The organism is Streptomyces sp. 891-h, from assembly GCF_022760275.1.
In the GTDB taxonomy this organism is placed as follows: Bacteria; Actinomycetota; Actinomycetes; order Streptomycetales; family Streptomycetaceae; genus Streptomyces; species Streptomyces spirodelae.
Genome location: NZ_CP050693.1, coordinates 5,322,220 through 5,347,115, shown reverse-complemented (window position 1 = coordinate 5,347,115; position 24,896 = coordinate 5,322,220). Strand labels below are relative to the sequence as shown.

Annotated in this window: 24 protein-coding genes; 10 read left to right on the top strand and 14 right to left on the bottom strand. The window is 73.0% G+C overall.

The genetic code is table 11. The annotated features are described in order from the left end of the window. Positions 1 to 4 precede the first annotated feature (4 nt). The gene (locus tag HC362_RS23435; RefSeq protein WP_209263482.1) at positions 5 to 748 is read right to left on the bottom strand and encodes a C4-type zinc ribbon domain-containing protein; all 744 of its coding nucleotides are present in this window, start codon (positions 746 to 748) and stop codon (positions 5 to 7) included. Then, positions 745 to 1,683: a Nif3-like dinuclear metal center hexameric protein gene (locus tag HC362_RS23430; RefSeq protein ID WP_243085965.1), complete on the bottom strand. Its 939-nt coding sequence runs from the start codon at positions 1,681 to 1,683 to the stop codon at positions 745 to 747. Before HC362_RS23430 ends, HC362_RS23435 begins: the two co-directional genes overlap by 4 nt. Positions 1,684 to 1,933: 250 nt before the next feature. Here HC362_RS23430 and HC362_RS23425 point away from each other — a divergent pair, with 250 nt between their 5' ends. After that, the gene (locus HC362_RS23425) at positions 1,934 to 3,325 is read left to right on the top strand and encodes a hypothetical protein (protein ID WP_243085958.1); all 1,392 of its coding nucleotides are present in this window, start codon (positions 1,934 to 1,936) and stop codon (positions 3,323 to 3,325) included. Between the two features lie 328 nt (positions 3,326 to 3,653). Here HC362_RS23425 and HC362_RS23420 read toward each other — a convergent pair whose 3' ends face one another. The 6 genes from HC362_RS23420 to HC362_RS23395 form a co-directional block, all read right to left on the bottom strand. After that, the gene (locus HC362_RS23420; RefSeq protein WP_243085956.1) at positions 3,654 to 4,562 is read right to left on the bottom strand and encodes a 3-oxoacyl-ACP reductase; all 909 of its coding nucleotides are present in this window, start codon (positions 4,560 to 4,562) and stop codon (positions 3,654 to 3,656) included. Positions 4,563 to 4,678: 116 nt separating this feature from the next. Beyond that, the gene (locus HC362_RS23415; protein ID WP_243085954.1) at positions 4,679 to 5,767 is read right to left on the bottom strand and encodes a Zn-dependent alcohol dehydrogenase; all 1,089 of its coding nucleotides are present in this window, start codon (positions 5,765 to 5,767) and stop codon (positions 4,679 to 4,681) included. A 13-nt stretch (positions 5,768 to 5,780) separates the two neighbouring features. Then, the gene (locus HC362_RS23410) at positions 5,781 to 6,641 is read right to left on the bottom strand and encodes a MaoC/PaaZ C-terminal domain-containing protein (protein WP_243085953.1); all 861 of its coding nucleotides are present in this window, start codon (positions 6,639 to 6,641) and stop codon (positions 5,781 to 5,783) included. 148 nt (positions 6,642 to 6,789) lie between these two features. Continuing rightward, positions 6,790 to 8,226, bottom strand: coding sequence for an MFS transporter (locus HC362_RS23405; RefSeq protein WP_243085951.1), 1,437 nt, complete (start codon positions 8,224 to 8,226; stop codon positions 6,790 to 6,792). 54 nt (positions 8,227 to 8,280) lie between these two features. Next, positions 8,281 to 9,570, bottom strand: coding sequence for a hypothetical protein (locus tag HC362_RS23400; protein ID WP_243085943.1), 1,290 nt, complete (start codon positions 9,568 to 9,570; stop codon positions 8,281 to 8,283). Further along, the gene (locus tag HC362_RS23395) at positions 9,567 to 10,757 is read right to left on the bottom strand and encodes a hypothetical protein (RefSeq protein ID WP_243085942.1); all 1,191 of its coding nucleotides are present in this window, start codon (positions 10,755 to 10,757) and stop codon (positions 9,567 to 9,569) included. The genes HC362_RS23400 and HC362_RS23395 overlap by 4 nt, the downstream gene beginning before the upstream one ends. 154 nt (positions 10,758 to 10,911) lie before the next feature. Here HC362_RS23395 and HC362_RS23390 point away from each other — a divergent pair, with 154 nt between their 5' ends. From HC362_RS23390 to HC362_RS23375, 4 genes are all read left to right on the top strand, one after another. Beyond that, on the top strand, positions 10,912 to 11,553 hold the full coding sequence (locus tag HC362_RS23390; protein ID WP_243085941.1) for a class I SAM-dependent methyltransferase: 642 nt from the start codon (positions 10,912 to 10,914) through the stop codon (positions 11,551 to 11,553). A 185-nt stretch (positions 11,554 to 11,738) separates the two neighbouring features. Beyond that, a complete protein-coding gene (locus HC362_RS23385; RefSeq protein WP_243088774.1) occupies positions 11,739 to 12,572 on the top strand; it encodes an N-acetylmuramoyl-L-alanine amidase in 834 nt (277 codons plus the stop codon). A gap of 121 nt (positions 12,573 to 12,693) precedes the next feature. Continuing rightward, positions 12,694 to 13,587 carry a DUF5336 domain-containing protein gene (locus HC362_RS23380; protein WP_243085940.1) on the top strand — a complete coding sequence of 298 codons (894 nt, stop codon included), beginning with the start codon at positions 12,694 to 12,696 and terminating at the stop codon, positions 13,585 to 13,587. Positions 13,588 to 13,711: 124 nt separating this feature from the next. Further along, the gene (locus tag HC362_RS23375) at positions 13,712 to 14,719 is read left to right on the top strand and encodes an LLM class F420-dependent oxidoreductase (protein ID WP_243085939.1); all 1,008 of its coding nucleotides are present in this window, start codon (positions 13,712 to 13,714) and stop codon (positions 14,717 to 14,719) included. A 91-nt stretch (positions 14,720 to 14,810) separates the two neighbouring features. On the opposite strand, the gene HC362_RS23370 is transcribed toward HC362_RS23375, so the two are convergent. The 3 genes from HC362_RS23370 to HC362_RS23360 all read right to left on the bottom strand — a co-directional run bounded on the left by HC362_RS23370 (position 14,811) and on the right by HC362_RS23360 (position 18,080). Next, a complete protein-coding gene (locus HC362_RS23370) occupies positions 14,811 to 15,878 on the bottom strand; it encodes a prenyltransferase/squalene oxidase repeat-containing protein (RefSeq protein ID WP_243085938.1) in 1,068 nt (355 codons plus the stop codon). Continuing rightward, a complete protein-coding gene (locus HC362_RS23365) occupies positions 15,875 to 16,654 on the bottom strand; it encodes a methyltransferase domain-containing protein (RefSeq protein WP_243085937.1) in 780 nt (259 codons plus the stop codon). The genes HC362_RS23370 and HC362_RS23365 overlap by 4 nt, the downstream gene beginning before the upstream one ends. Positions 16,655 to 16,715: 61 nt before the next feature. Continuing rightward, on the bottom strand, positions 16,716 to 18,080 hold the full coding sequence (locus tag HC362_RS23360; protein WP_243085936.1) for a glycosyltransferase family 4 protein: 1,365 nt from the start codon (positions 18,078 to 18,080) through the stop codon (positions 16,716 to 16,718). 263 nt (positions 18,081 to 18,343) lie between these two features. Between HC362_RS23360 and HC362_RS23355 the strand changes: the two genes are divergently transcribed. Next, positions 18,344 to 19,003, top strand: coding sequence for a TetR family transcriptional regulator (locus HC362_RS23355; protein ID WP_243085935.1), 660 nt, complete (start codon positions 18,344 to 18,346; stop codon positions 19,001 to 19,003). An 83-nt stretch (positions 19,004 to 19,086) separates the two neighbouring features. On the opposite strand, the gene HC362_RS23350 is transcribed toward HC362_RS23355, so the two are convergent. From HC362_RS23350 to HC362_RS23340, 3 genes are read right to left on the bottom strand one after another with little or no spacing between them, the layout of a single operon-like run. Beyond that, positions 19,087 to 19,965, bottom strand: coding sequence for a biotin-dependent carboxyltransferase family protein (locus tag HC362_RS23350; RefSeq protein WP_243085934.1), 879 nt, complete (start codon positions 19,963 to 19,965; stop codon positions 19,087 to 19,089). Beyond that, positions 19,965 to 20,732, bottom strand: a complete 768-nt coding sequence (locus tag HC362_RS23345) for an allophanate hydrolase subunit 1 (protein WP_243085933.1) — start codon at positions 20,730 to 20,732, stop codon at positions 19,965 to 19,967. The genes HC362_RS23350 and HC362_RS23345 overlap by 1 nt, the downstream gene beginning before the upstream one ends. Next, complete coding sequence (locus tag HC362_RS23340; protein WP_243085932.1) at positions 20,729 to 21,508, bottom strand: 5-oxoprolinase subunit PxpA; 780 nt, start codon at positions 21,506 to 21,508, stop codon at positions 20,729 to 20,731. The genes HC362_RS23345 and HC362_RS23340 overlap by 4 nt, the downstream gene beginning before the upstream one ends. A gap of 123 nt (positions 21,509 to 21,631) precedes the next feature. Here HC362_RS23340 and HC362_RS23335 point away from each other — a divergent pair, with 123 nt between their 5' ends. From HC362_RS23335 to pcp, 4 genes are all read left to right on the top strand, one after another. Next, entirely contained in the window at positions 21,632 to 22,342 is a 711-nt protein-coding gene (locus tag HC362_RS23335; protein ID WP_243085931.1) for a GntR family transcriptional regulator, read from the top strand. Positions 22,343 to 22,415: 73 nt separating this feature from the next. Further along, positions 22,416 to 23,210 (top strand): DUF969 domain-containing protein, encoded by a 795-nt coding sequence (locus HC362_RS23330; RefSeq protein ID WP_243085930.1) that lies wholly within the window; start codon positions 22,416 to 22,418, stop codon positions 23,208 to 23,210. Beyond that, a complete protein-coding gene (locus tag HC362_RS23325; RefSeq protein ID WP_243085929.1) occupies positions 23,207 to 24,175 on the top strand; it encodes a DUF979 domain-containing protein in 969 nt (322 codons plus the stop codon). The genes HC362_RS23330 and HC362_RS23325 overlap by 4 nt, the downstream gene beginning before the upstream one ends. A gap of 35 nt (positions 24,176 to 24,210) precedes the next feature. Next, on the top strand, positions 24,211 to 24,873 hold the full coding sequence (gene pcp / locus HC362_RS23320; RefSeq protein ID WP_243085928.1) for a pyroglutamyl-peptidase I: 663 nt from the start codon (positions 24,211 to 24,213) through the stop codon (positions 24,871 to 24,873). Positions 24,874 to 24,896 lie beyond the last annotated feature (23 nt).

Here is a 24,896-nt window from a genome sequence, read left to right as displayed (position 1 = left end):
GCACTCACAGCCCGGAGTCCGGGGTGCGCACCAGGATGCGGCGGCAGTTCTCGCACCGGACCACGGCGTCGGCGGGCGCCTCGCGCACCTCGTTCAGCTCGGTGATGTTCAGCTCCAGGCGGCAGCCCTCGCAGCGCCGCTGGTAGAGCTTGGCCGCGCCGACGCCGCCCTCGCGCTCCCGGATCTTGTCGTACAGCTTGATCAGCTCGTCGGGGACGGCACCTGCGACGGTCTCGCGCTCCTTGCGGACACCGGCCAGCTCGGCCTCGATCTCGGCCAGCGCGGCGTCCCGGCGCTCGGTGGCCTCCTGGAGCCTGCCGCTGACGGACTCGACGCGCTCGCCGAGTTCGGCGGCGCGCTCGGCGGCGGACTCGCGGCGCTCCATGACCTCGAGGACGACGTCCTCCAGGTCGCTCTGGCGCTTGGCCAGGGAGGCGATCTCGCTCTGCAGGTTGGCCAGGTCCTTGGGGTTGGTGACGGCACCGGAGTCGAGGCGCTGCTGGTCGCGGGTCGCGCGCTGGCGGACCTGGTCGACGTCCTGCTCGGCCTTGGTCTGCTCGCGCGCGGTGTCGCTCTCCTCGGTCTGCGCGGCCACGAGCAGGTCGCGGAGCTGGGCGAGGTCGGCCTCCAGCCGCTGGATCTCCTCGTGCTCGGGCAGGGTCTTGCGCTTGTGCGCGAGCTGCGTCAGGCGCGTGTCGAGTGCCTGGACGTCGAGCAGGCGGATCTGATCGGCGGGCGCGGCGTTCAGTTGGGGGCTCCCGGGGTGAGGTCGTTGTCGGTCAGTGCGGTCTGCTGGGCCGTGTCCTGCGCCGAAGGCGCGGCGAGCGGGGACGCCTGCGGCAGCGAGGGCGCGTGCGCGGTCCACGGGTCGGTGACGGTACGCGAGACCTCGGTGCGCAGGTCCCAGCCCTCCCGTTCGGCGACGGCGTCGAGCTGCGCTGCGGCCTGCTCGCACCAGGGCCATTCGGTGGCGAAGTGCGCGGCGTCCAGCAGGGCGAGCCCGGAGTGCTCGCGGGCCTCGGAGGCGGGGTGGTGGCGCAGGTCGGCGGTGAGATAGGCGTCCACGCCCGCTGCGCGTACGGTCTCGAAGAGGCTGTCCCCGGAGCCGCCGCAGACGGCGACCGTGCGCACCGTCATGGCCGGGTCACCGGCGGCGCGGACGCCCTGTGCCGTGACGGGCAGCGAGGCGGCGGCCCGCTCGACGAGGTCGCCGAGCGCCAGCGGGCGCTCCAGCTCGCAGATCCGGCCCAGTCCGCGCCGCCCGTCCGGGTCGGTGGCGTCGGGCACCAGGGGGCGCAGCACCCGCAGCCCGAGCGCGGCTGCGAGCGCGTCGGAGACGCCGGGGTCGGCGGTGTCGGCGTTGGTGTGGGCGACGTGCAGCGCGACGCCGTTCCTGATCAGCGTGTGGACGACGCGGCCCTTGAAGGTGTCGGTCGCGACGGTTGTGGTGCCGCGCAGATAGAGCGGGTGGTGGGTGACCAGGAGCTCGGCGCCCTTGGCCACGGCCTCGTCGGCGACCTGCTGCACGGGGTCGACGGCGAACAGGACACGGCTGACGCGCGCTTGCGGGTCGGTCACCTCGCCGCAGACGGTGCCGACGGCGTCCCACTGCTCGGCGCGGTCGCGCGGCCACAGGGTGTCGAGCGCGGCGATGACTTCGGAGAGTGTGGGCTGTGCTGGCACGAGGCAAGGCTACCTGCCCGCTGCCCCGGAGCCGTCGGCCCGGTCGACGGCTGGGGCGGCGGTCCACAGCGCGGACCCGGGCCGCCCGGTTTTCGAACGAGGGGAAGGCCGTCAGCTCGGTGTCAGCACACCCTCCGGAGCCTTCGCAGGCGAACGGCATATGCGGTCACCCGTCCGCGTGAAGCGGTTCAACTGTCGTTGTTCGACTGCGAGTACGACGCCTAGCTTCGTGACCGGAGGTGACCGAGGCATGACGGCGAGTGTCGCAAGGGTCATGAACGAGAGCTTCACGGTCGCGGCGGACGGCTCCTACGCCGCCAGGCTCACCACACGGCCCGGCGCGGAGCTCTGGTACCCGGAGCGCTGGACGCTCGACGGCCCCGAGCCGTACGCGGTGCCGCTGCCGGTGGAACAGCCCGAGGAGGCCGACAGCCAAGTGCTGCCGCTCAAGGACGGACGGGTGCTGATCGCCCGCCCGGCGCCGGGGCGTCATTCCCTGGCCCTGCTCTACCCCTCGGGCCCGGAGACCGGCGAGCGGCGGCTGGGCACCGTGGAGACCGACGAGCTGCGGCTGCTGCCCCCGGCGCCGTGCGGTATGCGCGCCTACGCGCTGGCCCGCGAACCCGGCGGCCGCACCACCGGAGTCTGGCTGGTGGCCGACGGCTCCTCCCGCCCGCCCGCGCGGGTCGCACTGCTGCGAGGTCGCTGCTCGGGCGGCGCCTGGCTGGACCGGGAGGGGCGGCTGCTCGCCCTCGACACGGCCGGCCCGGACGGGGAGGGTCCCGTCAAGACGGTCGCGGTCGACCTCGGCACGGGCGGCGAGGTCTCGCCCCTGCTGGAGATCACCGAGGACAGCGACGACCGGCTGCTGCTGGCCGACCCGGACAGCGGGCTGCTGCTCGTCCGCTCGAACGCGCCCGGGACGGAGCGGCTGGGCTGGGGGGTGCTGGGCAGCCACCGCCCGGTCCGGTTCCCCGAGGCGCTGCATCCCCAGGGCGCCCGGCTGACGCCGATCGCCGTCCAGCCGGGCCAGACGCTGCTGCCCGAACGGTGCGCGGTGGCGCTGCGGGTGGACACCCCACCGGGGGTGCCGCCCCGGCTTCCGGGGCCCTCAGGTGGCACCTGGCTCGCCGTCTGGCGGCCCGGACTGCGGGAGTTGCGGCACCTGGCGAGTCCGCCCGGCTGGCTGACGGGACACGGACTGTGGACGGCGGACGGGGAGTTGCGCGTCCCCTACTCGACGGCGCACACGTCGTGCGGGCTGGCACGGATGCGGACACCGCTGCCGGACGAGGAGGAGCCGGCGCCCGCGATGGCACCTGCGGCCGCGGCACCGGCCGGTCCGGTGGCCGCGCCCGAACCGATGCCCGCGCCCGGGCCCGCGCCTGGGACCGCTCCCGGACCAGCGGCGACGCCCGCATCCGCGCCCGCACCGGCACCCGCACCCACCCGGAGGGAGGCCGGGGGTGACGTCACGGCTCTACAACATCACGATCACGGAGTGCCGCCCTCCGGACTGCTGGGTTCCATGGTCCGCAGAAGGGTTTCCGCAGGCAGTGCCCGGTCGTTCGGGGCCACGGAGGAACCTGTGCCCAAGCCGGTGCCCCTCCAGCAGGCTCCGTTGGCCAGTGGAACGGCGTAACCGGCCGGTGAAACGGATCGAAGGGCGCTCGTACAGATCGATAAACTCCGCCGGGTACGACGGCAGAGCAAGAGATTGACGGAGTGACATCACGATGTCGGACACCCAGACCGAGACGCCCAGCAACACGCAGACGGCCGGCGAGGGGACTCACCGGGGGAAGCACAGGGGGGAAGCCGCCGCACATGAGGAACAGACCGTACCGGCCCAGGGCCGCCACCGCCGTCCGGAACCGGCCCAGTAGCGGACGGGCCCGGTAGCCGGCGGCCCCGGCCGCCGCCAGACCCGGCGGTGGCCGGGGCCGCGCCGTCGGCACCCTCGGGGAGCCTCACCCCTTCCTGAGGCCGAGCACCTCAGGCGCGGCGAACGTCTCCTGCGGAGAGCGCTCGGCGAAGAAAGGGGTCAGCCGCTCGTCCAGCTCCGCGACGGTGAACATGTCCTTGGCGGTGTCGAACTTGGCCGCCACCCTGGGCCGTTCCAGCAGCGCCACCATGCCCCCGTGCACCACCAGCACCTGGCCGCTGATCCGGGAGGCGGCCGGGGAGGCGAGGTAGCCCACCAGCGGGGAGACATGCGTGGGCGCCAGCGGGTCCAGGCCGTCCGCCGGCGGCTCGACGGACCGGAAGACGTCCTCGGTCATCCGGGTGCGGGCACGCGGACAGATGACGTTCACCGTCACCCCGTACTTGGCCAGCGCGCCCGCCGTCGAGGTCGTCAGGCCGACGATGCCGCCCTTGGCCGCCGCGTAGTTGGGCTGGCCCGGTGAACCGGCCACGAACGCCTCGGACGAGGTGTTGACGATCCGCCCGTAGACCGCGCCGCCCGTGGCCTTGGATGCCTCGCGCCAGTGCGCGGCGGCGAAGCGGGTGGTGTTGAAGTGGCCCTTGAGGTGGACCCGGACGACCGCGTCCCACTCCTCCTCGCTCATCGAGAACACCATCCGGTCCCGCAGGATGCCCGCGTTGTTGACCAGGATCTCCAGCGAGCCGAACGCCTCGACGGCCAGCCCGACCAGTTCGCGGGCCTGCCCGAAGTCGGCCACGTCGCCGTGGTGGGCGATCGCCTCGCCCCCGGCGTCGCGGATCTCGGCAGCGACCTGTTCGGCGCCTTCGCCGAGGTCGTTGACGACGACGCGGGCGCCCAGGTGGGCCAACTCCAACGCCTCGGCGCGGCCCAGCCCCTGGGCCGCGCCGGTGACGATGGCGGCCTTGCCCTCCAAACAACCTTCGGCAGACATACGGTCCTCTCTCGTCCTGCGTACCCGACATGGGACGTGCCCCGTCAGGGGCGCGGGGAACTGCGCGACCCGCCACAACGCACCCGCACCCCGCAGACAACGGACAGGGGCACCCCCTACAGCGCAATACTGGTGCGCAAGGCCTCACCGGTACGCATCTGATCGACGGCCTCATTGATCTCACTCAGCCGCACCCGGTGGGTGATCATCCCCTCCAGGTCGATCCGCCCGGCGCGCCACAGCGCCACCGCACGGTCGTACGACCGCAGCACGTCCCCACCCCCGTAGAGAGAGGGAAGGATGCGCTTCTCGTCGAAGAAGAGCTCGAACATGTTGAACTGGAGCTGGTCGTCCAGCGCACCGGCGCCCACCACGCACAGCGTGCCCCCGCGCCGGGTGGCCTCATAGGCGGCCCGCGCGGTCGCGGATCTGCCGACGACCTCGAAGACGTGGTCGAACCCCTCATCAGCGGTGACCCGCCGCTTCGCGTCGGCGAGTCCGTCCGGCGCGACGGCCTCCGTCGCGCCGAACCGCAGGGCGGCCTCCCGGCGCGCCGCCACCGGGTCGACGGCCACGATCTGCGCCGCCCCGCAGGCCCGCGCACCCTGGATCGCGCTGATGCCCACGCCGCCGCAGCCGAGGACGGCGACCGAAGCGCCGGCCTCCACCCGCGCGGTGTTGAACACCGCACCCAGGCCCGTGGTGACACCGCAGCCGATGAGTGCGGCGATCTCGAACGGCACGTCGGCGGGGACCGGCACCGCGCACGGCGCGTCCAGGACGACCTCCTCGGCGAACGTGCCGGTGCCCGCGAAGCCGAACACCTCGCCGCCGCCGTCACCGGTTGTGCGACGGAAGTTGGGAGTGCCCGCGTTCATGAAGCCCGTCAGGCACAGATGGCTCTGGCCCCGGCGGCAGGCGGGGCAGCTGTTGCAGGCGGGCAGCCAGCACACCACGACGCGGTCTCCCTGCTGGGGGCGGGTCACCCCCTCGCCCACCTCCAGCACCTCACCGGCGCCCTCGTGGCCCGGTACGAACGGGGCCGGCTGCGGGAGCACCCCGCTCATCGCGGAGAGGTCCGAATGGCACAGGCCCGTGGCCTTGATACGGACCCGTACCTTGCCGGGGCCGAGCCCGGCCGGTTCGATGTCGTCGAGGACTTCGAGCTTGTCCTGGCCGGTTTCGAGCAGTACCGCTGCGCGCATGGTTCAGCTCCCGTCAAGGTAGGTGGGTCACCACGCCGTCCCCCAGCACCGGTGCGTCGTCCCGCTCCACCGCCGTCGCCGTCAACTGCAGTCGCCCCTCGTCCAGTTGCCAGGCGCGCACCCGCAGCGTCTCACCGGGGTACACGACTCCGGCGAAGCGGACGCCGTAGGACGAGACGCGGCTGACGTCCCCGTCCAGCCCCCCGTCCACCAGCGCCTTCAAGGCCATCCCGTACGAGCACAGCCCGTGCAGGATGGGCCGCTCGAACCCGGCGAGCTGGGCGAAGTCGGGGTCGGCGTGCAGCGGGTTCCAGTCGCCGGAGAGGCGGTAGAGCAGCGCCTGGTTCTCGCGGATGGGGAGCTCGGTGGCGAAGTCGGGCTCACGCTCCGGCGGCGTCATCCGCCCGGAGGGTCCGCGCTCGCCGCCGAAGCCGCCTTCGCCGCGTACGAACAGCTGGGCCTGGGTGGTCCACAGCGGCCCGTCCTCGTCGGCGACGTCGGTTCGCAGCACGAGGACCGCGGCCTTCCCCTTGTCGTAGACGTCGGCGACCCGGGCTGTGGCGGTGGCCCGCCCGTCCACCGGGATCGGACGGTGCAGCTCGATGGACTGGGTGCCGTGCAGCACCGCGGCCAGGTCGACCTCGATACCGGGTGCCGACAGCCCGCCGACCACGCCCATGTCCGCACCGGCGACGGTGGCGAACGACGGCAGGACGTGCAGCCTGCTCTCCAGGGTGTAGCGCAGTTCGGCCGGGTCGGTCGCGGGCACTCCGGCGCCGAGCCCGAGATGGTAGAGCTGGACGTCCTTGTGGCCCCAGGAGATCTCGGTGCTACGGGGCTCGGCTGCGAGGGCCTTCGCTACGTCGATGGGCATCGGGGACTGATCTCCTTGTTCCTCGGCGTCCGACCATAATGGAACACGTTCTAGCTGCCGCCGGCTCCCTGTATAACGCAGGGCCCTCGACATGGGAAGAGTTGATGCGGCGTCAGCGGGAGCCGAGGGCCGGGCAGGGGACACCCCCTCAATCGGTCTTCGCGGCGGCGCGCGGCAGCGCAACCAGCATGAACAGCACACACGCCCCGAGCAGCACGGCGCCCGCGTAGAAGGCCGTGCCGTACCCGGCGGCCAGCGAGGCCGCATCTTCGCGGCCGTCCGTCCGGGCGGCCGCAACCGTCGACAGCACGGCCAGCCCCAGCGCACCGCCCATGGTGCGGCCGGTGCCGAACAGCCCCGACAGCAGGCCCGCCTCACCCGGCTCCGCGGTCGCCGTTGCGATGGTGGCCAGCGGTGTCGCGGCCAGCCCGGCGCCGAGCGCCATCAGCACGCCGGGCCCCAGCAGTGTCGTCAGATAGGCGCCGTCGGCGCCCATGGAGCCCTGCCACACATAGCCCAGTCCGGCCATGGCGGCGCCCGTCACGGCGAGCCGGCGGTCGCCGATCCACCCCATCAGCATCGGCGCGATCTTGGAGCCGATCACGATGGTCAGCGAGTGCGGGACCAGCGCGAAGCCCGCCTGGAGCGGCGTGTAGTGCAGCACATTCTGGGTGTAGAGGGACAGGAAGTACCACATCGCGAACATCGCCAGCCCGGTGATGAAGATGGCGACGTTGGCCGAGGAGACCGCGCGGCTGCGGAACAGCCGCAGCGGCACCAGCGGTTCGGGCGAGCGGGCCTCCACCGCGACGAACAGCGCGAGCATCACCAGGCCCGCGGCCAGCGGACCCAGCGCGCTGAGCGACGTCCAGCCAGCGCTGTCGGTCCGTACGATGCCGTACGCCACTGCGCCCAGGCCCAGCGTCACCAGCAGCGCTCCGGGCACGTCCAGGCGCCGGACCGACTCCTCGCGGCTCTCCGTCAGCCACGCGAGGGCCGCCAGCAGCACCAGCACCCCCACGGGGACGTTGATCAGCAGCACCCAGCGCCAGGACAGCGCGTCGGTGAGCACCCCGCCCACCAGCCCGCCGGCGGCACCGCCGCCCGCGCCCACGGCCGACCAGGTGGCTATGGCGCGGGTACGGGCCGGGCCTTCCGGTACGGAGGTCGTCAGCAGCGTGAGGGTGGCGGGCGCCAGGATGGCGGCGCCCATGCCCTGCACCGCGCGGGCGGCCAGCAGGTGCCAGGGCTCCTGCGCGAGGCCGCCCGCCAGGCTGGCGGCGGTGAACAGCGCCAGCCCGGTCACGAAGACCCGCTTGCGGCCGAAGAGGTCGGCGGCCCGGCCGCCGAGCAGCATCAGGCCGGAGAAGGTGAGGGTGTAGGCGTTGACCACCCACTGCAGGCCGACCTGCGAGAGGGAGAGGGTGGCGCGCATCGAGGGGAGCGCGACGTTGACGACGGAGACATCGAGGACGACGAGGAACTGCCCGGCACACGCGGCCAGCACGACCGCCCACAGGCGTGGTGCGGTGGCGCCGGATCCGGATATGGAGCGAGAACTCGCGGGCTGAGCGGTCTGCGGCATGCGCGTCAGTGTGACACCTTCGGCCCGAGGGTTCCGTACAGTTGCTCCGGACGGTTACGAGGTCCGCTCCGGGCCCGTCACCCGCACCTTTCCGCAGCCGATCCGCTTCGCCTCGGCCGCGACGTAGGCGGGCAGCAGCTCGATCATCGGCGCGTGCTTGCCGAGGAAGTCCTCCTGCTGCACCAGGAAGGCCACGTGCCCGGTCTGGCAGGTGGCGACGTAGACGCTCATGTCGCCGAAGACGCCGCCGAATCCGTCGCCGCGGAACCGCACGGGACTGCTGTAGGCCAACGGCTCGACGAAGCCCGCCAGGTGCGGGTCCTCGATGGTGGTGAACCGGGTGGCGTCCAGATCGAAGTTGCGGCCGTACTCGCACGAGTGGGCCGGGCCCGTGACGTCGGTGGTGACACGCACGGACTTGCCGAAATCCCCCTCGTCCTTCATCCGCGCGGGCAGCCGCGTTCCCTTGAGCCCGCACAGTTCGTCCGCGCCGGGGGTGTCCGCGTCCCGGCGCTCGGGCAGCGGGGCCAGCTTGCCCGGCTTCGGATAGCGGCCCTGGCACTCCCTGCTCGCCAGCACGCCGTTGGTCAGCTCGACCACGGCGTCGGCCAGTACCTTCCGATAGGTACGCGCCTCGTCCGGGTCGCTCTCGTACGCGTCGAGCGAGCCCGAGGAGAGCGAGACCACCGTCGGGGGGTCGTCCTCGCTCGCGCCCCCGGTGCAGCTCTGGGGCAGCGCCACCCACGCCCGGGTGCCGGAGACCATGCCGGGTATGCCGTCGCCCAGCGGAACCATCGCCGGGGAGAGGAACTCGCGGGTCCACTCGCGGGCACCCCGGCCGTTGAACTGCTCCAGTTGCCGCACCCGGGCCGAGATCTGCCACTTGAGCTCGTCGTCCTCCCAGCGCTGGAGGCGGCACTCGGTGCTGTACCCGTCCTCTTCGCCGGTGCTGCGCAGCGACAGTTCCTTGGTCCGTATCTCCCCGTCCGAGAAGAGGCGGTCGACCGTGTCCGGGGACAGCGAGCCCCAGCAGACGTCCCGCGGGACGAACGGCAGCTCCCCCGCCCGCCACGCCATGGTGCCCCCGGCCAGCAGCGCCCCCACGACCGCGCCGACGACGGCCACGCCGGGCTTCCCGCGGAAGAAGCGCCGCACCCGGCCGACCGGACCCGGCGCCGGGGCGGCGGACTTGGGCTCGGGGGCGGACTTGGGCCCGGGGGCGGACTTGGGCTCGGGGGCGGACTCCGGTTCCGCGTCCGGTGTCGGGGCCTGGGCGGCGTCGTTCGGCTCCTCCTCGGACATCTGGTCCCTCTCGCTGTGCTGTTCTTCCTGCTGTTCGCTCATGAGGTGGGTGCCACCGCCCGGCAGTCGAGGCGGTCGGCGACGGAGTTGGCCGCGGCGGCGAACACCTGGCGCGGGCCTGGATCGGCGTGCGCGGACAGGAAACGGTCGAGCTGCATGAAGAAGACGGTGGGCCTGCCCCCGCAGTCGGCGGTCAGCACGGCCCGCTCCTCGCCGATCTCGCCCTTGCCGCGCCAGCCCTTGCCCGGAGCGCTGTCGTCCGCGAGGCCCGTGAAGAGGGCGGCGAGCCGGGGCCGGGAGACCATCACGAACTGCCCGGCAGGTGTGGGAGCCCGCACGTCCGTCCGGTCGACCATCGAGCACGTCTGCAGGTCGTCTCGGACGGCTCCGATGTGTGCCCGGTAGTGGTCGTCCTTGCCCAGGCGGAACCGGAAGCCGGAAATCCGGCACAGGGACGACCCTTGCGCGGCGAGGCCGTCGTCGGCGGTCGCCTCGGCGAGCGGCGAGGTGACCTCGAACGGCTCGCCGGGCGCGCACCCCGCCTGCTCCGCGGCATGGTTGGCGAGGGAGAGCAGCAGGTCGGCGACGTCCGCCTCGGACCCCATGGAGGCGGTCGCGAGCATCGCGGTGTCCGAGGAGCCCTCCAGGGTCACCACGGTGGGGCGCCCGTCGGCGGCGTCGCACTTCTCCGGGAGGACGAAGGCGGCGCGCCCCCTCCCCACCAGGCCCGGCAACCCGTCCGGCAGCGGCGCCGACTGTGCGTCAAGAAAGTCGCTCAGCCACGCGGCACGCGCTCCCTTGCCGCGCGGAACGGGCGCGATCTCGGCGGTGATCCGATCCTCGCGCGGTTCGGCCGCCGGGGAGTCGCCGTACTCGTCGCCGGTTCCGGTGACGCTGTCACCGCTGTCGGCGCTGTCACCGCTGTCGGCCTTTTCCTTCAGCGTCACCGAGCAGGTGGCCCGCTCGCCCTTGCGGGGCGGGGCCGACTGCTCGCCCGTGCGCTCGTACCCCTCCGGGACCTCGTCGAGGGATCCCGGCGACTCGTCGCCGTCGCCCTCGTGCCAGGCGCCCCAGCAGTAGCTCTCCTTGTCGAACGGCCAGGTGTCGGTGGCCCAGGTGCCCACCCCGGCGCCGGCCAGTACGGCGAGTCCCAGCAGCACCGCGAGGCCCTTGCGGCGGCGCCGCGGTGTTCCACCGGCGGTCGCCGCGGACTTGTTGCTTCCTGTCACTCCACTCCCCCGTGTGTCCCGCAACAGTCCGGTGAGGGTACCTGCCGCCCGTGTGGGGGACGGCGGTAGGGCAGCATGGCAGCACTCCACCCGTCCCAGGTGAAGAGCCGACCCCGGGCACGCGAGCGCGCCCACGACAGCGGAGGAACGAACGATGAACCGTCCGGCGCCGGAGCCCGAGGCCAGTACGCGCGCGGCGTTCGAGGCGGCGAAGGGATTCATGCCGCTGGACGAGGGGCTGGCGCTGTACGCGGCGGCCCTGGAGGCGGGCCGGCTGGGGCTGCCGCTGCTGGAGGTCGGCACCTACTGCGGGCGCTCCACGCTGCTGCTGGCCGACGCCGCGCGGCGCACCGGGGTGACGGCGCTCACCGTCGATCACCACCGGGGCAGTGAGGAGCAGCAGCCGGGGTGGGAGTACCACGACCCGGAGGTCGTCGATCCGGTGGTGGGCAGGATGGACACACTCCCCACCTTCCGCCGCACGCTCCACGCGGCGGGCCTGGAGGACCAGGTGGTCGCGCTGGTCGGCCGCTCGCCGCAGGTCGCGGCGGTATGGGGGGCGCCGCTGGGGCTCGTCTTCATCGACGGCGGCCACACCGATGAGCACGCCACCGCCGACTACGAGGGCTGGACGCCGCACCTGGCGCCGGGTGGGCTGCTGGTCATCCACGATGTCTTTCCCGATCCGGCCGACGGTGGCCAGGCCCCGCACCGTATCCACGAGCGCGCGCTTGCCTCGGGCGACTTCCGCCCCGGCCCCGCCACGGGTTCCCTGCGGGTGCTGCGGCGCGATTGATGGTGCCCCCTCCTCCTGGGGCCGGGGAGGGGGTGCCCCTGTTCCCCGGTTGCGGAGTGCGGGTGTGCTGTGGCTGATCGCGCCGTTCCTCGCGCCCCTTACGGGGCGCGCTCGCGACGCAGGGCCTAGCATCTGTGCCCGTGGTGAAGAGATGCTTCGCAAGGGGGCGGCAGGCGGCGGCCTCGGTGGTCGTTGGGGCCCTGTGTCTGGGGACCGCCGGGTGCGGGGCGTCCAGCGGTGGCGATGGCGGCGGCAAGGGGGGCGAGGACAGCAAACCGTCCTCCGCCACACCGAGCACGGCCGACAAGGGCGACGGCGGGCACCAAGGGGCGCGCAAGCCTGCGGACGCGCCCCTGCGAGGCAAGGTGATCGTCGTCGATCCGGGACACAATCCGCACAATCGTGACCAGCCAGGCAAGATTTCCCGGCCTGTCGATATCGGCACGGGAAAGAAGGAATGCGACACCACGGGCACCTCGACCAATTCCGGTTACGCGGAGGCCGAGTTCACTCTCGATCTGGCGCACCGCGTCCGTACACAGCTACGAGAACGTGGTGCGACGGTGAAGTTCACGCACGACGGCGACGAACCGTACGGGCCGTGTGTGGACGAACGTGCGAGGAAAGGGAATCGCGCACAAGCGGACGCCGCCATTTCGCTCCACGCGGACGGCGCACCCAGGGGAAGCCGCGGTTTCCATGTGATTCTTCCCGCATCGGTGCACAAGGGCGAGGCCGACACCCGGAAGATCGTGGGCCCCTCGCGCGAACTGGGCACCGAGGTGCGGGACGCGTTCCGCGAGGCCACCGACGAGCCGCCGGCCAACTACCTGGGCGACGGCAACGGTTTGGACACCAGAGGCGACCTGGGCGGTCTCAACCTCAGTAAAGTTCCCAAAGTCTTCCTCGAATGCGGCAACATGCGTGACCCTGCCGACGCCGCACTCCTCACGTCGGCGAAGTGGCGTGAAAAGGCGGCGCGCGGGGTCACGGACGGCATCGCCGCATTCCTCAGCTGAGAGACGGGGAATCATGAAACGGACAGGCGAACCCCCGGGAGCGGCCCGTAGTGTCATCCGTACGATGGGGTGCTCACCCCCGGCAGACCTCAACCATGACCAGACCGATTAAGGACCCCACGTGAACATCCGCTCGCTCACGCGAGGCGACGGCGCGGTGATAGGAGCAGCGGTGCTGCTGTTCATCGCTTCGTTCCTCGATTACTTCTCCGCAGGCGACTGCGGCTCGTACTGTGACAAGATCGATATCCCCAACGCCTGGAACGCGGAGAAGCTGCCGCTCGTCCTGCCGACGATCACCCTGACGGGTATCTTCGGCGCCGCGCTGATCGTCATAGGCCGCTTCCTGCCGGAGGGCCGTAAGGTCGGTCCCATCTCGCTGCCGCAGGCCGGCACGACCTTGATGGTGGTATCGCTGTGGTCCGCGATCTGGGGGATGGCCGTCGCTCCTGACGAGGCGGACATGGGCCCCGGCGCCATCATCGGGCTGATCGCCGCGCTCATCGGCGCGGCCGCCGCGGTGGTCAGCCCCATGGTCCCCGCCCTCGCGGCCCCGCTGGTGCCCGCGGGCGGCGCGGCACCCGGCCCGTACGGCGGGCAGTACCCGCAGCAGGGCGGCGGCTACGGCTACCCGGGCGGCCCGCAGGGCGGCCAGCCGGGTCCCTACGGCGCCCAGCCCGGCCAGGCCCAGCCGCAGTACGGGCAGCAGCCGGGCCAGCCGCAGGGCGGTCAGCCGGGTCAGCCCGGCCCCGGCCAGCCGGGGCCCGGCCAGTCGGCCGGCGGCCCGCAGGGTGCCACCGGTGGCGCCCCGGACCCGAACTTCCAGCCGTTCTGGTTCGCCGTCCCGATGGCGCGCCCCCTCTTCCCGGAGGACGGCTCGCCGCAGCCGATCGCCGAGTTGGCGCCCGGCACCTGGTACCTCGCGGTGGAGCAGCGCGGTCAGGCGCTGATCGCGCAGACGCAGGACGGCCGGCGCGGCGTCCTCCAGGACACCTCCAACATCCAGCGCGGCTGAGCCCGGCTCCGCCGCCCGCACGCGGCCCCTCGCCCTTCCGGGCGGGGGGCCGCTGCCGTACGCTGCCGCGAAACCGGTTCACTGACGCCCCGTCAGCCGGGGCCGGGCGGAGGGGAGGCGGCACATGCGGCTCGGACTGGCGCTCGGCTACTGGGGGCGCGGCCCCGACCCGCGCCACCTCGAACTCGCCCGCCGGGCCGAAAAGCTGGGCTACCACTCGGTGTGGACGGCCGAGTCGTGGGGCTCGGACGCGTTCACGGCGCTCACCTGGATCGCCGCGCACACCTCCCGTATCCGGCTGGGCACCGCGGTCGCCCAGATGGCGGCCCGCACCCCGACGGCGACCGCCATGCACGCGCTCACCCTCGACCACCTCTCCGGCGGCCGGATGCTGCTCGGCCTCGGCCTGTCGGGGCCGCAGGTGGTGGAGGGCTGGTACGGCCGCCCGTTCCCCGCCTCACCGCTCACCCTGACCCGCGAGTACGTGGACGTCGTACGGCAGGTGCTGCGCCGCCAGGCGCCAGTACGGCTGGACGGGCGCTACCACTCGCACCCGTACGCCGGTGAGGACGGCACCGGCATGGGAAAGCCGCTCAAGCCGATCACTCATCCGCTGCGGCCGGATCTGCCGGTGCTGCTGGGTGCCGAGGGGCCCAAGAACGTCGCCCAGACAGCGCGGATCGCCGACGGCTGGCTGCCCCTGTACTGGTCGCCCATCCGGGCCCGGGTCCACGAGGAGGCGCTGGCCGAGGCGCCGCCGGGGTTCCTGGTCGCGCCGATGGCACAGGCCCGGATCTGCGACGACGTCGCGGAGGGGCTGCTGCCGGTGAAAGCCATGCTCGGCTTCTACATCGGCGGCATGGGCCACGCCCGCCGCAACTTCCACGCGGAGCTGATGGCTCGCATGGGATACGCCGAGGACGCCGCCCGCATCCAGACCCTCTTCGCGGAGGGGCGCCGCGAGGAGGCGGTACGCGCCGTGCCCGACGCCTTCGCGGACGAGATCTCCCTGGTCGGCCCCCGCGAACGGATCGCCGAGCGGCTGGAGTTGTGGCGCGCGGGCCCGGTGACGGACCTGCTGGTGACGGCACCGGACCCGACGACCCTGCGGGTGCTGGCGGAGTTGACTTAAGGGGCGCGGGGAACTGCGCGAGCAACCAGCGCACGCCCGCAGCCTGCCGACGGCAAACAGGGGCACCCCAGTGGCAAAGGCCCGCGCGGGCTCAGCAGCAGTCGGGCTCCAACCCATGAGGCAACCGATCGCCCCCAAAGACCTGCACCGTCGCGTCGTCACCTCCCAACGCGGCGACAGCCAACAGCAGAGCGGCAGCAGTCCAAGTCGTCCGCTCCACCGGCCAGATCGCCTCGTCCTCGAAGACGAAACCCGTCCAGTACATGCCGTCGTCCGCGCGCAGGTGCTGCATCCAGCGCAGGATGTCCAGCGCGTGGTCCGACTCGCCCGTCGCCCACAGGGCCAGCGCCAGCTCGGCGCTCTCGCCGCCGGTCACCCACGGGTTGGGGGTCACGCACCGGACGCCGAGACCGGGCACCACGAACCGGTCCCAGCCCTCCTCGATGCGCTCCTTGGCCGCGGGCCCGCGCAGCGCTCCGCCGAGTACGGGGTAGTACCAGTCCATGGAGTAGCGGCTCTTGTCGAGGAACCGCTCGGGGTGGCGGCGGATGGCGTGGCCGAGCCACCCGGCGGCCAGCTCCCAGTCGGGCTGCGGCTCCTCGCGCCGCTCGGCCAGCGCGAGCGCGCACCGCAGGGCCTGGTAGACGGAGGAGGACCCGGTCAGCAGCGCATCGGTGCAGGCGGTGCCGTCGGCATCGCGCTTCCAGCCGATCTGGCCGCCCGGCTGCTGGAGGCGCAGCACGAACTCGACGGCCGACACCACCATGGGCCACATCCGGTCGACGAAGGTGTCGTCCCCCGTTGAGAGGTAGTGGTGCCATACGCCGACAGCCGCATACGCGCAGAAGTTGGTCTCACGGGTGCGGTCGGTGGGCGCGGCCGCGTCCCCGTCGGCGTACGCCGCGTACCAGGAACCGTCGGGCAGCTGGTGGTCGGCCAGCCAGCGGTAGGCGGCCTCGGCGCGGTCGTGCTCCCCGGCGGCGTCCAGCGCCATGGCGGCCTCGACGTGGTCCCACGGGTCGAGGTGGTGCCCGCGGAACCACGGTATGGCGCCGTCCTCGCGCTGCCCGGCCACGATGCCCTCGACGGTCAGTCCGGCCTGCGCGGCGGTCAGCACGCCGGGCAGCACCAGCCGCTCGGTCCGCCCCGGGCTGGTCACTTGGCCGCCGCCGCGGACGCGCCGGCCGCCTGGGAACCGGTCAGCTCCGCCGGAAGGCGCGGCAGGTGCGGTTTGGTCGCGTAGGCGACGAAGCTCTTGCCGATCAGCGGGTCGAGGGCGCGCTCGGCGAGCCGGGTGGCCAGCGGGCGTTTCATGATGTCCCAGACCAGCAGCTTGTGGTAGGCGCGCACCGGCAGCGCCTTGTCGTTGTCCACGCCGAAGGCGCACTTGAGCCACCAGTACGGCGCGTGCAGGCCGTGCGCGTGGTGGGTGCCGTAGGGGCGCAGTCCTGCCTCGCGCAGCTTGGCGAGGAGTTCGGTGGCGCGGTAGATGCGGATGTGGCCGCCCTCGACCTCGTGGTAGGCGTCGCTCAGCGCCCAGCAGACCTTCTCGGGACCGTAGCGCGGCACGGTCACGGCGAGCCGGCCGCCCGGCTTGAGGACCCGCACCATCTCGGCGAGTACGCCCTTGTCGTCGTGGATGTGCTCCATGACCTCCGAGATGATGACGACGTCGAAGCTGTCGTCGGGGAAGGGCAGCGCCAGCGCGTCGCCCTCCATGGCGGTCGCGGTGGCGCCCTCGGGCGCCTCTCCCGCCTCGGCCATGGCAGCGAACCAGGTGGCGACCTCGCGGATCTCCTCCGCGTTCCGGTCGAGCGCCACCACGCGCGCACCGCGCCGGTAGCACTCGAAGGCGTGCCGTCCCGCCCCACAGCCCAGGTCGAGCACACGGTCGCCCGGGGCGAGCGGGAATCGGGAGAAGTCCACGGTCAGCACGGGGGATCAGCCTTCCACAGGGTTTTCAGCGGGTGGTGGGCGGGGGAAGCGGGTGGGCCGGTCACCGGCTGTCGGCAACGGCGCGCACAGGCTCGGCGGGCAGCCGCGCCACGGGAGCCTGCGCCAACGCTGCGGAGGGCGCCCCCATCGCAGCGCGATAACACTCGACCGTGCCGGTCGCCGCCCGCTCCCAGGTGAAGTTCCGCAGCACCCGCTCCCGCCCGGCGCCCCCGAGCCGGGCCCGCAGCGCACCATCGCCCAACAGCCGGACCAGCCCGGCGGCGAGCGCCCCCGCGTCGCCGGGCGGCACCGCCAGGCAGGTCTCGCCGTCCCGCCCGGCGACCTCCGGGATGGCGCCGCCGGTGGTGGCCAGCAGCGGGGTGCCGGTGGCCATCGCCTCGGCGGCGGGCAGCGAGAAGCCCTCGTACAGCGAGGGCACACAGGCGACCTGCGCCGAGCGGAGGAGCCCTGCCAGCTCCGCGTCGCTGATGCCCTTGACGAACTCGACGGCGCCGGCCAGCCCGTGTGCCTCCATCGCCTCGGCGACGGGGCCTTCGGCGGGGCGCTTGCCGACGACGACCAGATGGGCCTCGGGCCGCTCGGTGCGCACCTTGGCCAGCGCCTCGATCAGGAAGACCAGGCCCTTGAGGGGGACGTCGGCGCTGGAGGTGGTGACGATACGGCCCGGCACCTCGGGCACGCCCTGCTCGGGCGCGAACAGGCGGGTGTCGGCGCCGATGGGCACCACGTGGACGCGCTCGTGCGGTACGCCCAGGTCCTCGGCGATCTCCTGGCGGGACGAGCCGGAGACGGTGACGACCGAGGGCAGCCGGCGGGCGACGCGGCGCTGCATCCGGGTGAAGCCGTACCAGCGGCGGACCGAGGCGCTCTGCCGCCAGCCGGTCGCCGCCTCCAGCTCCAGCCGCCGGTCGACGGTGATGGGGTGGTGGATGGTGGTCACCAGCGGCGCGCCCAGGGCGCGGGGGCCGCCCAGCAGCCCGTAGCCGAGCGTCTGGTTGTCGTGGATGACGTCGAAGTCGCCGCGCCGCGCGGCCAGGTGGCGGCGGGCGCGCAGGGAGAAGGTGAGCGGCTCGGGGAAGCCCCCGGTCCACATCGTGCCGACCTCCAGCAGGTCGACCCAGTCGCGGTACTCGCCCCGCTTGGGGGTGCGGAAGGGGTCGGGCTGGCGGTAGAGGTCGAGGCTGGGCAGCTCGGTGAGGGTCAGCCGGCCGGCGCCCGGCCCCTCGGGCACCTCGTCCAGCACCGGGTAGGGCTGGGCTCCGATGACCTCGACACTGTGGCCGAGGCGGGCGAGTTCCCTGGACAGATGGCGTACGTAGACGCCCTGGCCGCCGCAGAAGGGGTTGCCCTTGTACGTCAGCAGCGCGATGCGCAGCGGGCGGTCGGTTACGGCCTCTGCGGTCACTCGCGGCCCCCTTCGTCACTGCGTTCCGCCGGAGCGTAGCCGCTCGCGCTAACCTAGAACAAGTTTCAGGATTGACATTCGCAAGGGACGGGCCCCGGCGGGCGGACCACCGCGGACTCGTGCCCGGACTGCAGAATTTACCGGCCAGTCACTTCGGGCGAGCCGTCGGAGCAGGTGATTCGCGCCACCCCCGCGGCGCCTGCAAGAATGCACGGCTCCCCACAGGGCTGAGAGAACGCCACGGAAACGGGACCAACAACGCGATGCCGACACCGCCGCAGCCCAAGCCCAAGCCCACAGGCGGGACCCCCCGAGGCGGGACCGGGCCGCTGCCGGGCCGGTCGCTCCCGCACTCGCCGCCGCTGACCGAGCGCCAGGAGGCCAGGCGCCGCCGCATCCTGCAGGCCAGCGCCCAGCTCGCCCGCCGGGGCGGGTTCGACGCGGTGCAGATGCGGGAGGTCGCGGAGTCCTCGAACGTGGCACTGGGCACCCTGTATCGCTACTTCCCCTCCAAGGTGCATCTGCTGGTCGCCACCATGCAGGACCAGTTGCAGCACATGCACGAGACGCTGCACAAGCGCCCCCCGCAGGAGACGGAGGCCGCCGCCCGGGTCGCCAAGACGCTGATGCGCGCCTTCCGCGCCCTGCAACGGGAGCCGCAACTGGCGGACGCCATGGTGCGCGCCCTCAATTTCGCGGACCGCTCGGTCAGCGCCGAGGTGGACACGGTCTCCCGGCTGACCACGGCGATCATCCTGGAAGCGATGGGCCTGGAGGGCCCGCCCACCCCCGAACAGCTCTCCGCCGTCCGCGTCATCGAGCACACCTGGCACTCGGCCCTCATCACCTGGCTCTCGGGCCGCGCCTCGATCGCCCAGGTGAAGATCGACATCGAGACGGTTTGCCGGCTGATCGACAGGTGAGGGCGCCCCGAAGGGGCGCGGGGAACTGCGCGCCCAGCCGCAACGCCACCCGCAGCCCGCAGCCGCGAGCAAGGGGCACCCCCTTACCGGCAGGGGCTCCACAGGGTGAAGCGGACAGCCGTACCCGGCGCGGCCTGCGCGGCGGCGCCCAGCGCCCCAGCGGGGACTACGCCGATGACCGGGTAGCCGCCCGTCGTGGGGTGGTCGGCGAGGAAGAGGACGGGCCGCCCCTCGGGCGGCACCTGTATCGCGCCCAGCGGCATACCCTCGCTCGCCAACTCCCCCTGCCTGGCCCGAGCAAGGGCCGGCCCCTCGGTACGCAGGCCGATCCGGTTGCTGGCGGCCGACACCCGGTAGGTGGCGGTCACCAGCGTGCGCAGCCCCTCCTCGGTGAACCAGTCGTGCCGCGGCCCGTAGGTGACGGGGAGTACGAGTTCGCGCGGGGGCGCCGCCCAGGGGGCCGCGTCCGGCACGGTGCGCCCCGCCGCCGTGCGCGGGGACGCGAGCGGGAGGATGTCGCCGTCGCTCAGCGGCGCCGGACCCAGCCCGGAGAGCAGATCGGTGGCGCGGCTGCCGAGCACCGGCTGCGCGTCGAGTCCCCCGGCGAACCCCACATAGGAGCGCACCCCATGGGTGGCGGCGCCCACGTCGAGCACGGCACCGGCCGCGAGGCGCACCGGCTGCCCCCAGGGCACGGGCCGCCCGTCGGCCGTCACGGGACAGGGCGCCCCGGTGACGACGGCGGTGGTGGGCGCCAGCGCCCGCACCGCGCAGCCGGTGAGGGTGGTCTCCAGCGTGGCGGCGGTCTCGGGGTTGCCCAGCAGCCGGTTGGCGAGGCGGTGCGCTGCCGGGTCCAACGCGCCCGAACGGGGCACGCCCAGGTGTGCGTATCCGGGGCGGCCCAGGTCCTGGACGGTGGTGAGGGCACCGGCCCGTACGGTCTCCACTCCCGTCTGTGCCATCACGGCCGCTCCCGCACGGACCGGGGCCCGCTCTGGCGGGGGACATCAGCGCGCGGATCGGCAGGCGGATCGGTGGGCCGACCCAGCGGGACGAAGCGCACGCGGGTGCCCGGCGCCAGCAGCGCCGCCGGGGTGCGGCCGGGGTCCCAGAGCACCGTCTCGGGTGCTGTCCCGATGAGCTGCCAGCCGCCGGGCGACGAGCGCGGATAGACACCGGTGTAGCCACCGGCGAGGCCGACGGCACCGGCCGGGACCCTGGTGCGCGGGGTGGCGCGGCGTGGCACGTGGTACCGCTCGGGCAGCCCGGTCAGATAGCCGAAGCCGGGCGCGAACCCGCAGAAGGCGACGCGGAAGTCGCCGGCCGCGTGGATGCGGGCCACCTCGTCAGGGGTGACGCCCCACAGCGCGGCGACGTCGGCGAGGTCGGGTCCGTCGTAGCGCACGGGGATCTCCACCGCCTCCGCGCTGCCGCCGGTCAGCGGCGGCACCTGCCAGCCGGGCAGCTCGGCGGCCAGCCGCCGCGCCTCGTCGCGGCTGCCGAACTCGTCGAGCAGGACGGTCCTGGCCCCCGGCACGATCTCGCGTACCGGCGGCAGGGTGCCCTCGGCCCGGCGGCGCAGCAGCTCGGCGTGGAGCGCCTCGGTCTCCTCAGCCGTCGCGAGCTCCACGAGCAGGCCCCGGCTCCCCACGGGCCGGACGACGGGAGGGGCGGCGGTGTCCTGGCGGGCCGTGGCGGCCGCGGCGGCCGGGCCGGTCGGCGTGGTCATGCGAACGCCCGGACCAGGACGCCGGCCGTGGCCAGTTCCCCGCGTATCCGGTGGGCGAGGCGGGCGGCGGCGGGGGTGTCGCCGTGCACGCACAGCGAGCGGGCCCCGGCCGGCAGCACGGTGCCGTCGGCCGCGACGATCTCACCGTCCCTGGCCAGCCGTACCGAACGCTTGACCACCTCTTCGGGGTCGTGCAGCACGGCGCCGGGCTCGGTGCGCGGCACCAGGGTGCCGTCGGGCCGGTAGGCGCGGTCGGCGAAGGCCTCCTCGACGGTGGGCAGCCCCGCGTCGGCGGCGGCCGCCAGCAGCCGGGAGCCGGGCAGCCCCAGCACGGGCAGCGGCGCACCATCGCCGGTGGCGGCGCCGGAGAGCCGGACGCCCGCCACGACGGCCGCGGCCTGCTCGGCGTCGCGTACGACACGGTTGTACAGGGCGCCGTGCGGCTTGACGTAGGCGACGCCGACGCCTGCCGCGCGGGCGAACACCTCCAGCGCGCCGATCTGGTACGCCACTTCGGCGGCCAGCTCGGCTGCGGGTACGTCCATGGCGCGGCGCCCGAAGCCGGCCAGGTCCCGGTAGGAGACCTGCGCGCCGATGCGCACGCCGCGCTCGGCGGCCAGCTCGCAGACGCGGCGCATGGTGACGGGGTCGCCGGCGTGAAAGCCGCAGGCGACATTGGCGCTGGTGACCGAGGCGAGCAGGGCCTCGTCGTCGGTGAGCTGCCAGCGGCCGAAGCCCTCACCGAGGTCGGCGTTAAGGTCGATCTTCCGGTCCATCAGCAGCAACGTAAGCGATTGTTGAACAATCCGGCAAGGGGGTCGGCGGCCGCACGCTCCGCGCGCGCCGTGCCGCCTGCCGCACCGGGCCCGGCCGGCGCCCGCTCACCCAAGGGAGACACGATGACCGCCGACCCGTCCGCCGCCCTCTCCGAGCTCGCCGCCGACCGGGAACTGCTCGGGCGCACGAGCACGGCCGAGCGGGTGGCGGCCATCCTGCGCGAGCGGATCGCCCAGGGCTCCTTCCCGCCCGGCACGCGGCTCTCCGAGGAGCGGATCTGCGGCGCGCTGGGGGTCTCGCGCAACACGCTGCGGGAGGCGTTCCGGCTGCTGAGCCACGAGCGGCTGCTCGTACACCGGCTCAACAGGGGCACCTTCGTCCGCGTACTGACCGACACCGACATCCGCGACATCTACCGCGTACGGCGCCTGGTGGAGTGCGCGGCCGTACGGGGACTGGGCGAGCCGCCGTACGACGTCACGGCGGTGCGGGCGGCCGTCTCGGACGGCGAGCAGGCGGCGGCGGCCGGGAAGTGGCAGGAGTGCTCCACCGCCAACATCCACTTCCACCAGGCGCTCGCCGCGCTGGCCGGCAGCGCCCGTACGGACGAGATGATGCGCGGCGTGCTGGCCGAGCTGCGGCTCGCCTTCCACATCATGGGCGACCTGCGCCGGTTCCACGACCCGTATCTGACCCGGAACCAGGAGATCGTCCGGGCCCTGGAGGCGGGGGACGCCGCGGGTGCCGAACGGCTGCTGGACGCCTATCTGCGGGACTCGCTGCGGCAGCTGCTCGACGCCTATCCGGAGGAGGCCGGCGAGACCGACGAGTGATGTGCCTCACTCTTGTCGGATCGTTCAACAATCCTCTAGCCTCCCGAGGAATCGCTCACGGAAGGCGGACGACATGATCGTTCTCCTCGGCGTCCTCGTAGTGGTCCTCGGCTTCGCGACGCGCCGCAACCCCCTGCTCGTCGTCGGCGTGGCGGGGATCGTCACCGGACTGCTGGGCAAGCTCTCCCCCGTCGAGATCCTCGGGACCTTCGGCGAGAGCTTCGCGTCCAGCCGCTCGGTGACGATCTTCGCCATCACGCTGCCCGTCATCGGCCTGCTGGAGCGCAACGGCCTCCAGCAGCAGGCCCGTACGCTCATCGGCAAGCTCGGCACCAAACTCACCACCGGACGCTTTCTGACCCTGTATCTGCTGCTGCGGCAGGTGACCGCGGCAGTCGGGCTGCAGACCATCGGCGGGCCCGCGCAGAGCGTCCGGCCCATGATCGCGCCGATGGCGGAAGCCGCCACCGAGCGCCGGAACGGGGGGCGGCCACTGCCGGAGAAGGTCCGCGAGAAGGTCCGCTCGCACGCCGCGGGCACGGACAACGTGGGGCTGTTCTTCGGCGAGGACTGCTTCCTCGCCATCGGCTCCATCCTGCTGATCACCGGCCTGGTCAACAGCACTTACCACACACACCTGGAACCGCTGCACCTCGCGCTGTGGGCGATACCCACCGCCGTGTGCGCCTTCCTCATCCACGGCGGCCGGCTGCTGCGGCTGGACCGCACGCTGGAGCGCGAACTGGTCACCGCGAACGCGCGGATGACCGTCGAGCGGGAGGACGCACTGGAGCGCGGCGTTCCCGGCCAGGGTGGCCCGGGTGCGGACCGCAGCGCTCCCAGCGAGGAAGGCGGGGCCGCCAAATGATCAAGTCCGAGTGGTTCTTCTGGCTCGTCGGCGCCGTCTTCATCGCCATGGCGGCGCAGATGGTCTTCGACCGCACCAACCCCAAGCGCCACGGCACCGCCGCCTTCTGGGGGCTGCTGGGCATCTGCTTCATCTACAGCACCTGGGTCAACGAGAAGACCCTGCCCGCCGAACCGCTGGGCGTGGCCGTACTCGCCCTCATCTGCCTGGGCGGTTTCAACCTCACCGGCAAGGGCAAGCCGGACACCACCAGCGAGAGCGAACGCACCCGGCTCGCCGCCAGGTTCGGCGGCAAGCTGTTCATCCCCGCGCTGACCATCCCGCTGGTCGCCATGGTGTGCGCCGTGTTCGCCGACAAGTGGAAGATCGGTGGGCGGCCGCTGCTGGAAGACGGCAGCGAGACCATCCTCGGCCTCGGCCTGGGCGCCATCTTCGCGCTGGGCGTGGGCATGTGGGTGCTGCGCGAACGCCGGGCGACCGTACCGCTGCACGCGGGCCGCGGACTGCTGGAGTCGATGGGCTGGGCCCTGCTGCTGCCGCAGCTGCTGGCCGTACTGGGTGCGATCTTCCAGGCCGCGGGCGTCGGCACCCAGGTACGGAAGATCACCGAATCGGTACTGCCCGACGGGCAGAAGCTGGCCGCCGTGGTGCTGTACTGCGTGGGCATGGCCGTCTTCACCATGATCATGGGCAACGCCTTCGCCGCCTTCCCCGTGATGACCGCCGCCGTCGGCTGGCCGGTACTGATCGAGCAGATGAACGGCAACCCGGCCGCCGTACTCGCCGTCGGCATGCTCGCCGGCTTCTGCGGCACGCTGTGCACGCCCATGGCGGCCAACTTCAACCTCGTACCGGCTGCCCTGCTCGAACTCAAGGACCAGTACGGGCCGATCAAGGCCCAGGTACCGACCGCCGGGGCGATGCTGGCCTGCAACATCTTCATCATCTACCTGTTCGCGTTCTAGTCGCATTCCCAGTGGACCGAGCGGAGCCGTCTGCCATGTCTTCCACGAAAGTTCTCGTCACCGGGTTCGCGCCGTTCGACGGTGAGGAGGTCAACCCCTCCTGGCAGGCCGCCGAACTGCTCGCCGCCGGCCCACCGGCCGGGCTTGAGGTCAGCGCGGTGCGGCTGAGCTGCGTCTTCGGCACGGCACTCGACGAGCTGCGGAGCGCGGTGGACGCGGCCGGGCCCGGCCTGGAGCTGGTCGTCTGCCTGGGACAGGCGGGCGGACGCGCCGACCTCACCGTCGAACGCGTGGCCCTCAACGTGGACGACGCCCGGATACCCGACAACGCGGGGCAGCAGCCCGTGGACGAGCCGGTCGTCCCGGGCGGCCCCGCCGCCTACTTCGCCACCCTGCCCGTCAAGGCGTGCGTCGCCGCGGCCCGCGCCGCCGGCGTGCCCGCCTCCGTCTCCCAGACGGCAGGCACCTTCGTGTGCAACCACGTCTTCTACGGCCTGGCCCATCTGATCGCCACCGAACGGCCGGGGATACGCGGCGGCTTCGTCCACGTCCCCTACACGCCGGAACAGGTGGCGGCCCGCCATCCGGCGCCGCCCTCCCTCTCCGTACACGACGCCGTACGCGGCCTGTCGGCGCTTCTGACAGCCGCGGCCCACACCACCACCGACCTCCGCGAACCGGGAGGGGCGACTCATTGAGCACGGGCACCGGAGCGGGGATG

What these genes read in the sequence shown, in the direction of transcription:
- HC362_RS23340 (WP_243085932.1), bottom strand. Translation starts at nt 21,508, where the DNA reads ATGGACCGGAAGATCGACCTTAACGCCGACCTCGGTGAGGGCTTCGGC.
- HC362_RS23375 (WP_243085939.1), top strand. Translation starts at nt 13,712, where the DNA reads ATGCGGCTCGGACTGGCGCTCGGCTACTGGGGGCGCGGCCCCGACCCG.
- HC362_RS23355 (WP_243085935.1), top strand. Translation starts at nt 18,344, where the DNA reads ATGCCGACACCGCCGCAGCCCAAGCCCAAGCCCACAGGCGGGACCCCC.
- pcp (WP_243085928.1), top strand. Translation starts at nt 24,211, where the DNA reads ATGTCTTCCACGAAAGTTCTCGTCACCGGGTTCGCGCCGTTCGACGGT.
- HC362_RS23405 (WP_243085951.1), bottom strand. Translation starts at nt 8,226, where the DNA reads ATGCCGCAGACCGCTCAGCCCGCGAGTTCTCGCTCCATATCCGGATCC.
- HC362_RS23400 (WP_243085943.1), bottom strand. Translation starts at nt 9,570, where the DNA reads ATGAGCGAACAGCAGGAAGAACAGCACAGCGAGAGGGACCAGATGTCC.
- HC362_RS23390 (WP_243085941.1), top strand. Translation starts at nt 10,912, where the DNA reads ATGAACCGTCCGGCGCCGGAGCCCGAGGCCAGTACGCGCGCGGCGTTC.
- HC362_RS23420 (WP_243085956.1), bottom strand. Translation starts at nt 4,562, where the DNA reads ATGTCTGCCGAAGGTTGTTTGGAGGGCAAGGCCGCCATCGTCACCGGC.
- HC362_RS23415 (WP_243085954.1), bottom strand. Translation starts at nt 5,767, where the DNA reads ATGCGCGCAGCGGTACTGCTCGAAACCGGCCAGGACAAGCTCGAAGTC.
- HC362_RS23350 (WP_243085934.1), bottom strand. Translation starts at nt 19,965, where the DNA reads ATGGCACAGACGGGAGTGGAGACCGTACGGGCCGGTGCCCTCACCACC.
- HC362_RS23410 (WP_243085953.1), bottom strand. Translation starts at nt 6,641, where the DNA reads ATGCCCATCGACGTAGCGAAGGCCCTCGCAGCCGAGCCCCGTAGCACC.
- HC362_RS23425 (WP_243085958.1), top strand. Translation starts at nt 1,934, where the DNA reads ATGACGGCGAGTGTCGCAAGGGTCATGAACGAGAGCTTCACGGTCGCG.
- HC362_RS23325 (WP_243085929.1), top strand. Translation starts at nt 23,207, where the DNA reads ATGATCAAGTCCGAGTGGTTCTTCTGGCTCGTCGGCGCCGTCTTCATC.
- HC362_RS23345 (WP_243085933.1), bottom strand. Translation starts at nt 20,732, where the DNA reads ATGACCACGCCGACCGGCCCGGCCGCCGCGGCCGCCACGGCCCGCCAG.
- HC362_RS23335 (WP_243085931.1), top strand. Translation starts at nt 21,632, where the DNA reads ATGACCGCCGACCCGTCCGCCGCCCTCTCCGAGCTCGCCGCCGACCGG.
- HC362_RS23330 (WP_243085930.1), top strand. Translation starts at nt 22,416, where the DNA reads ATGATCGTTCTCCTCGGCGTCCTCGTAGTGGTCCTCGGCTTCGCGACG.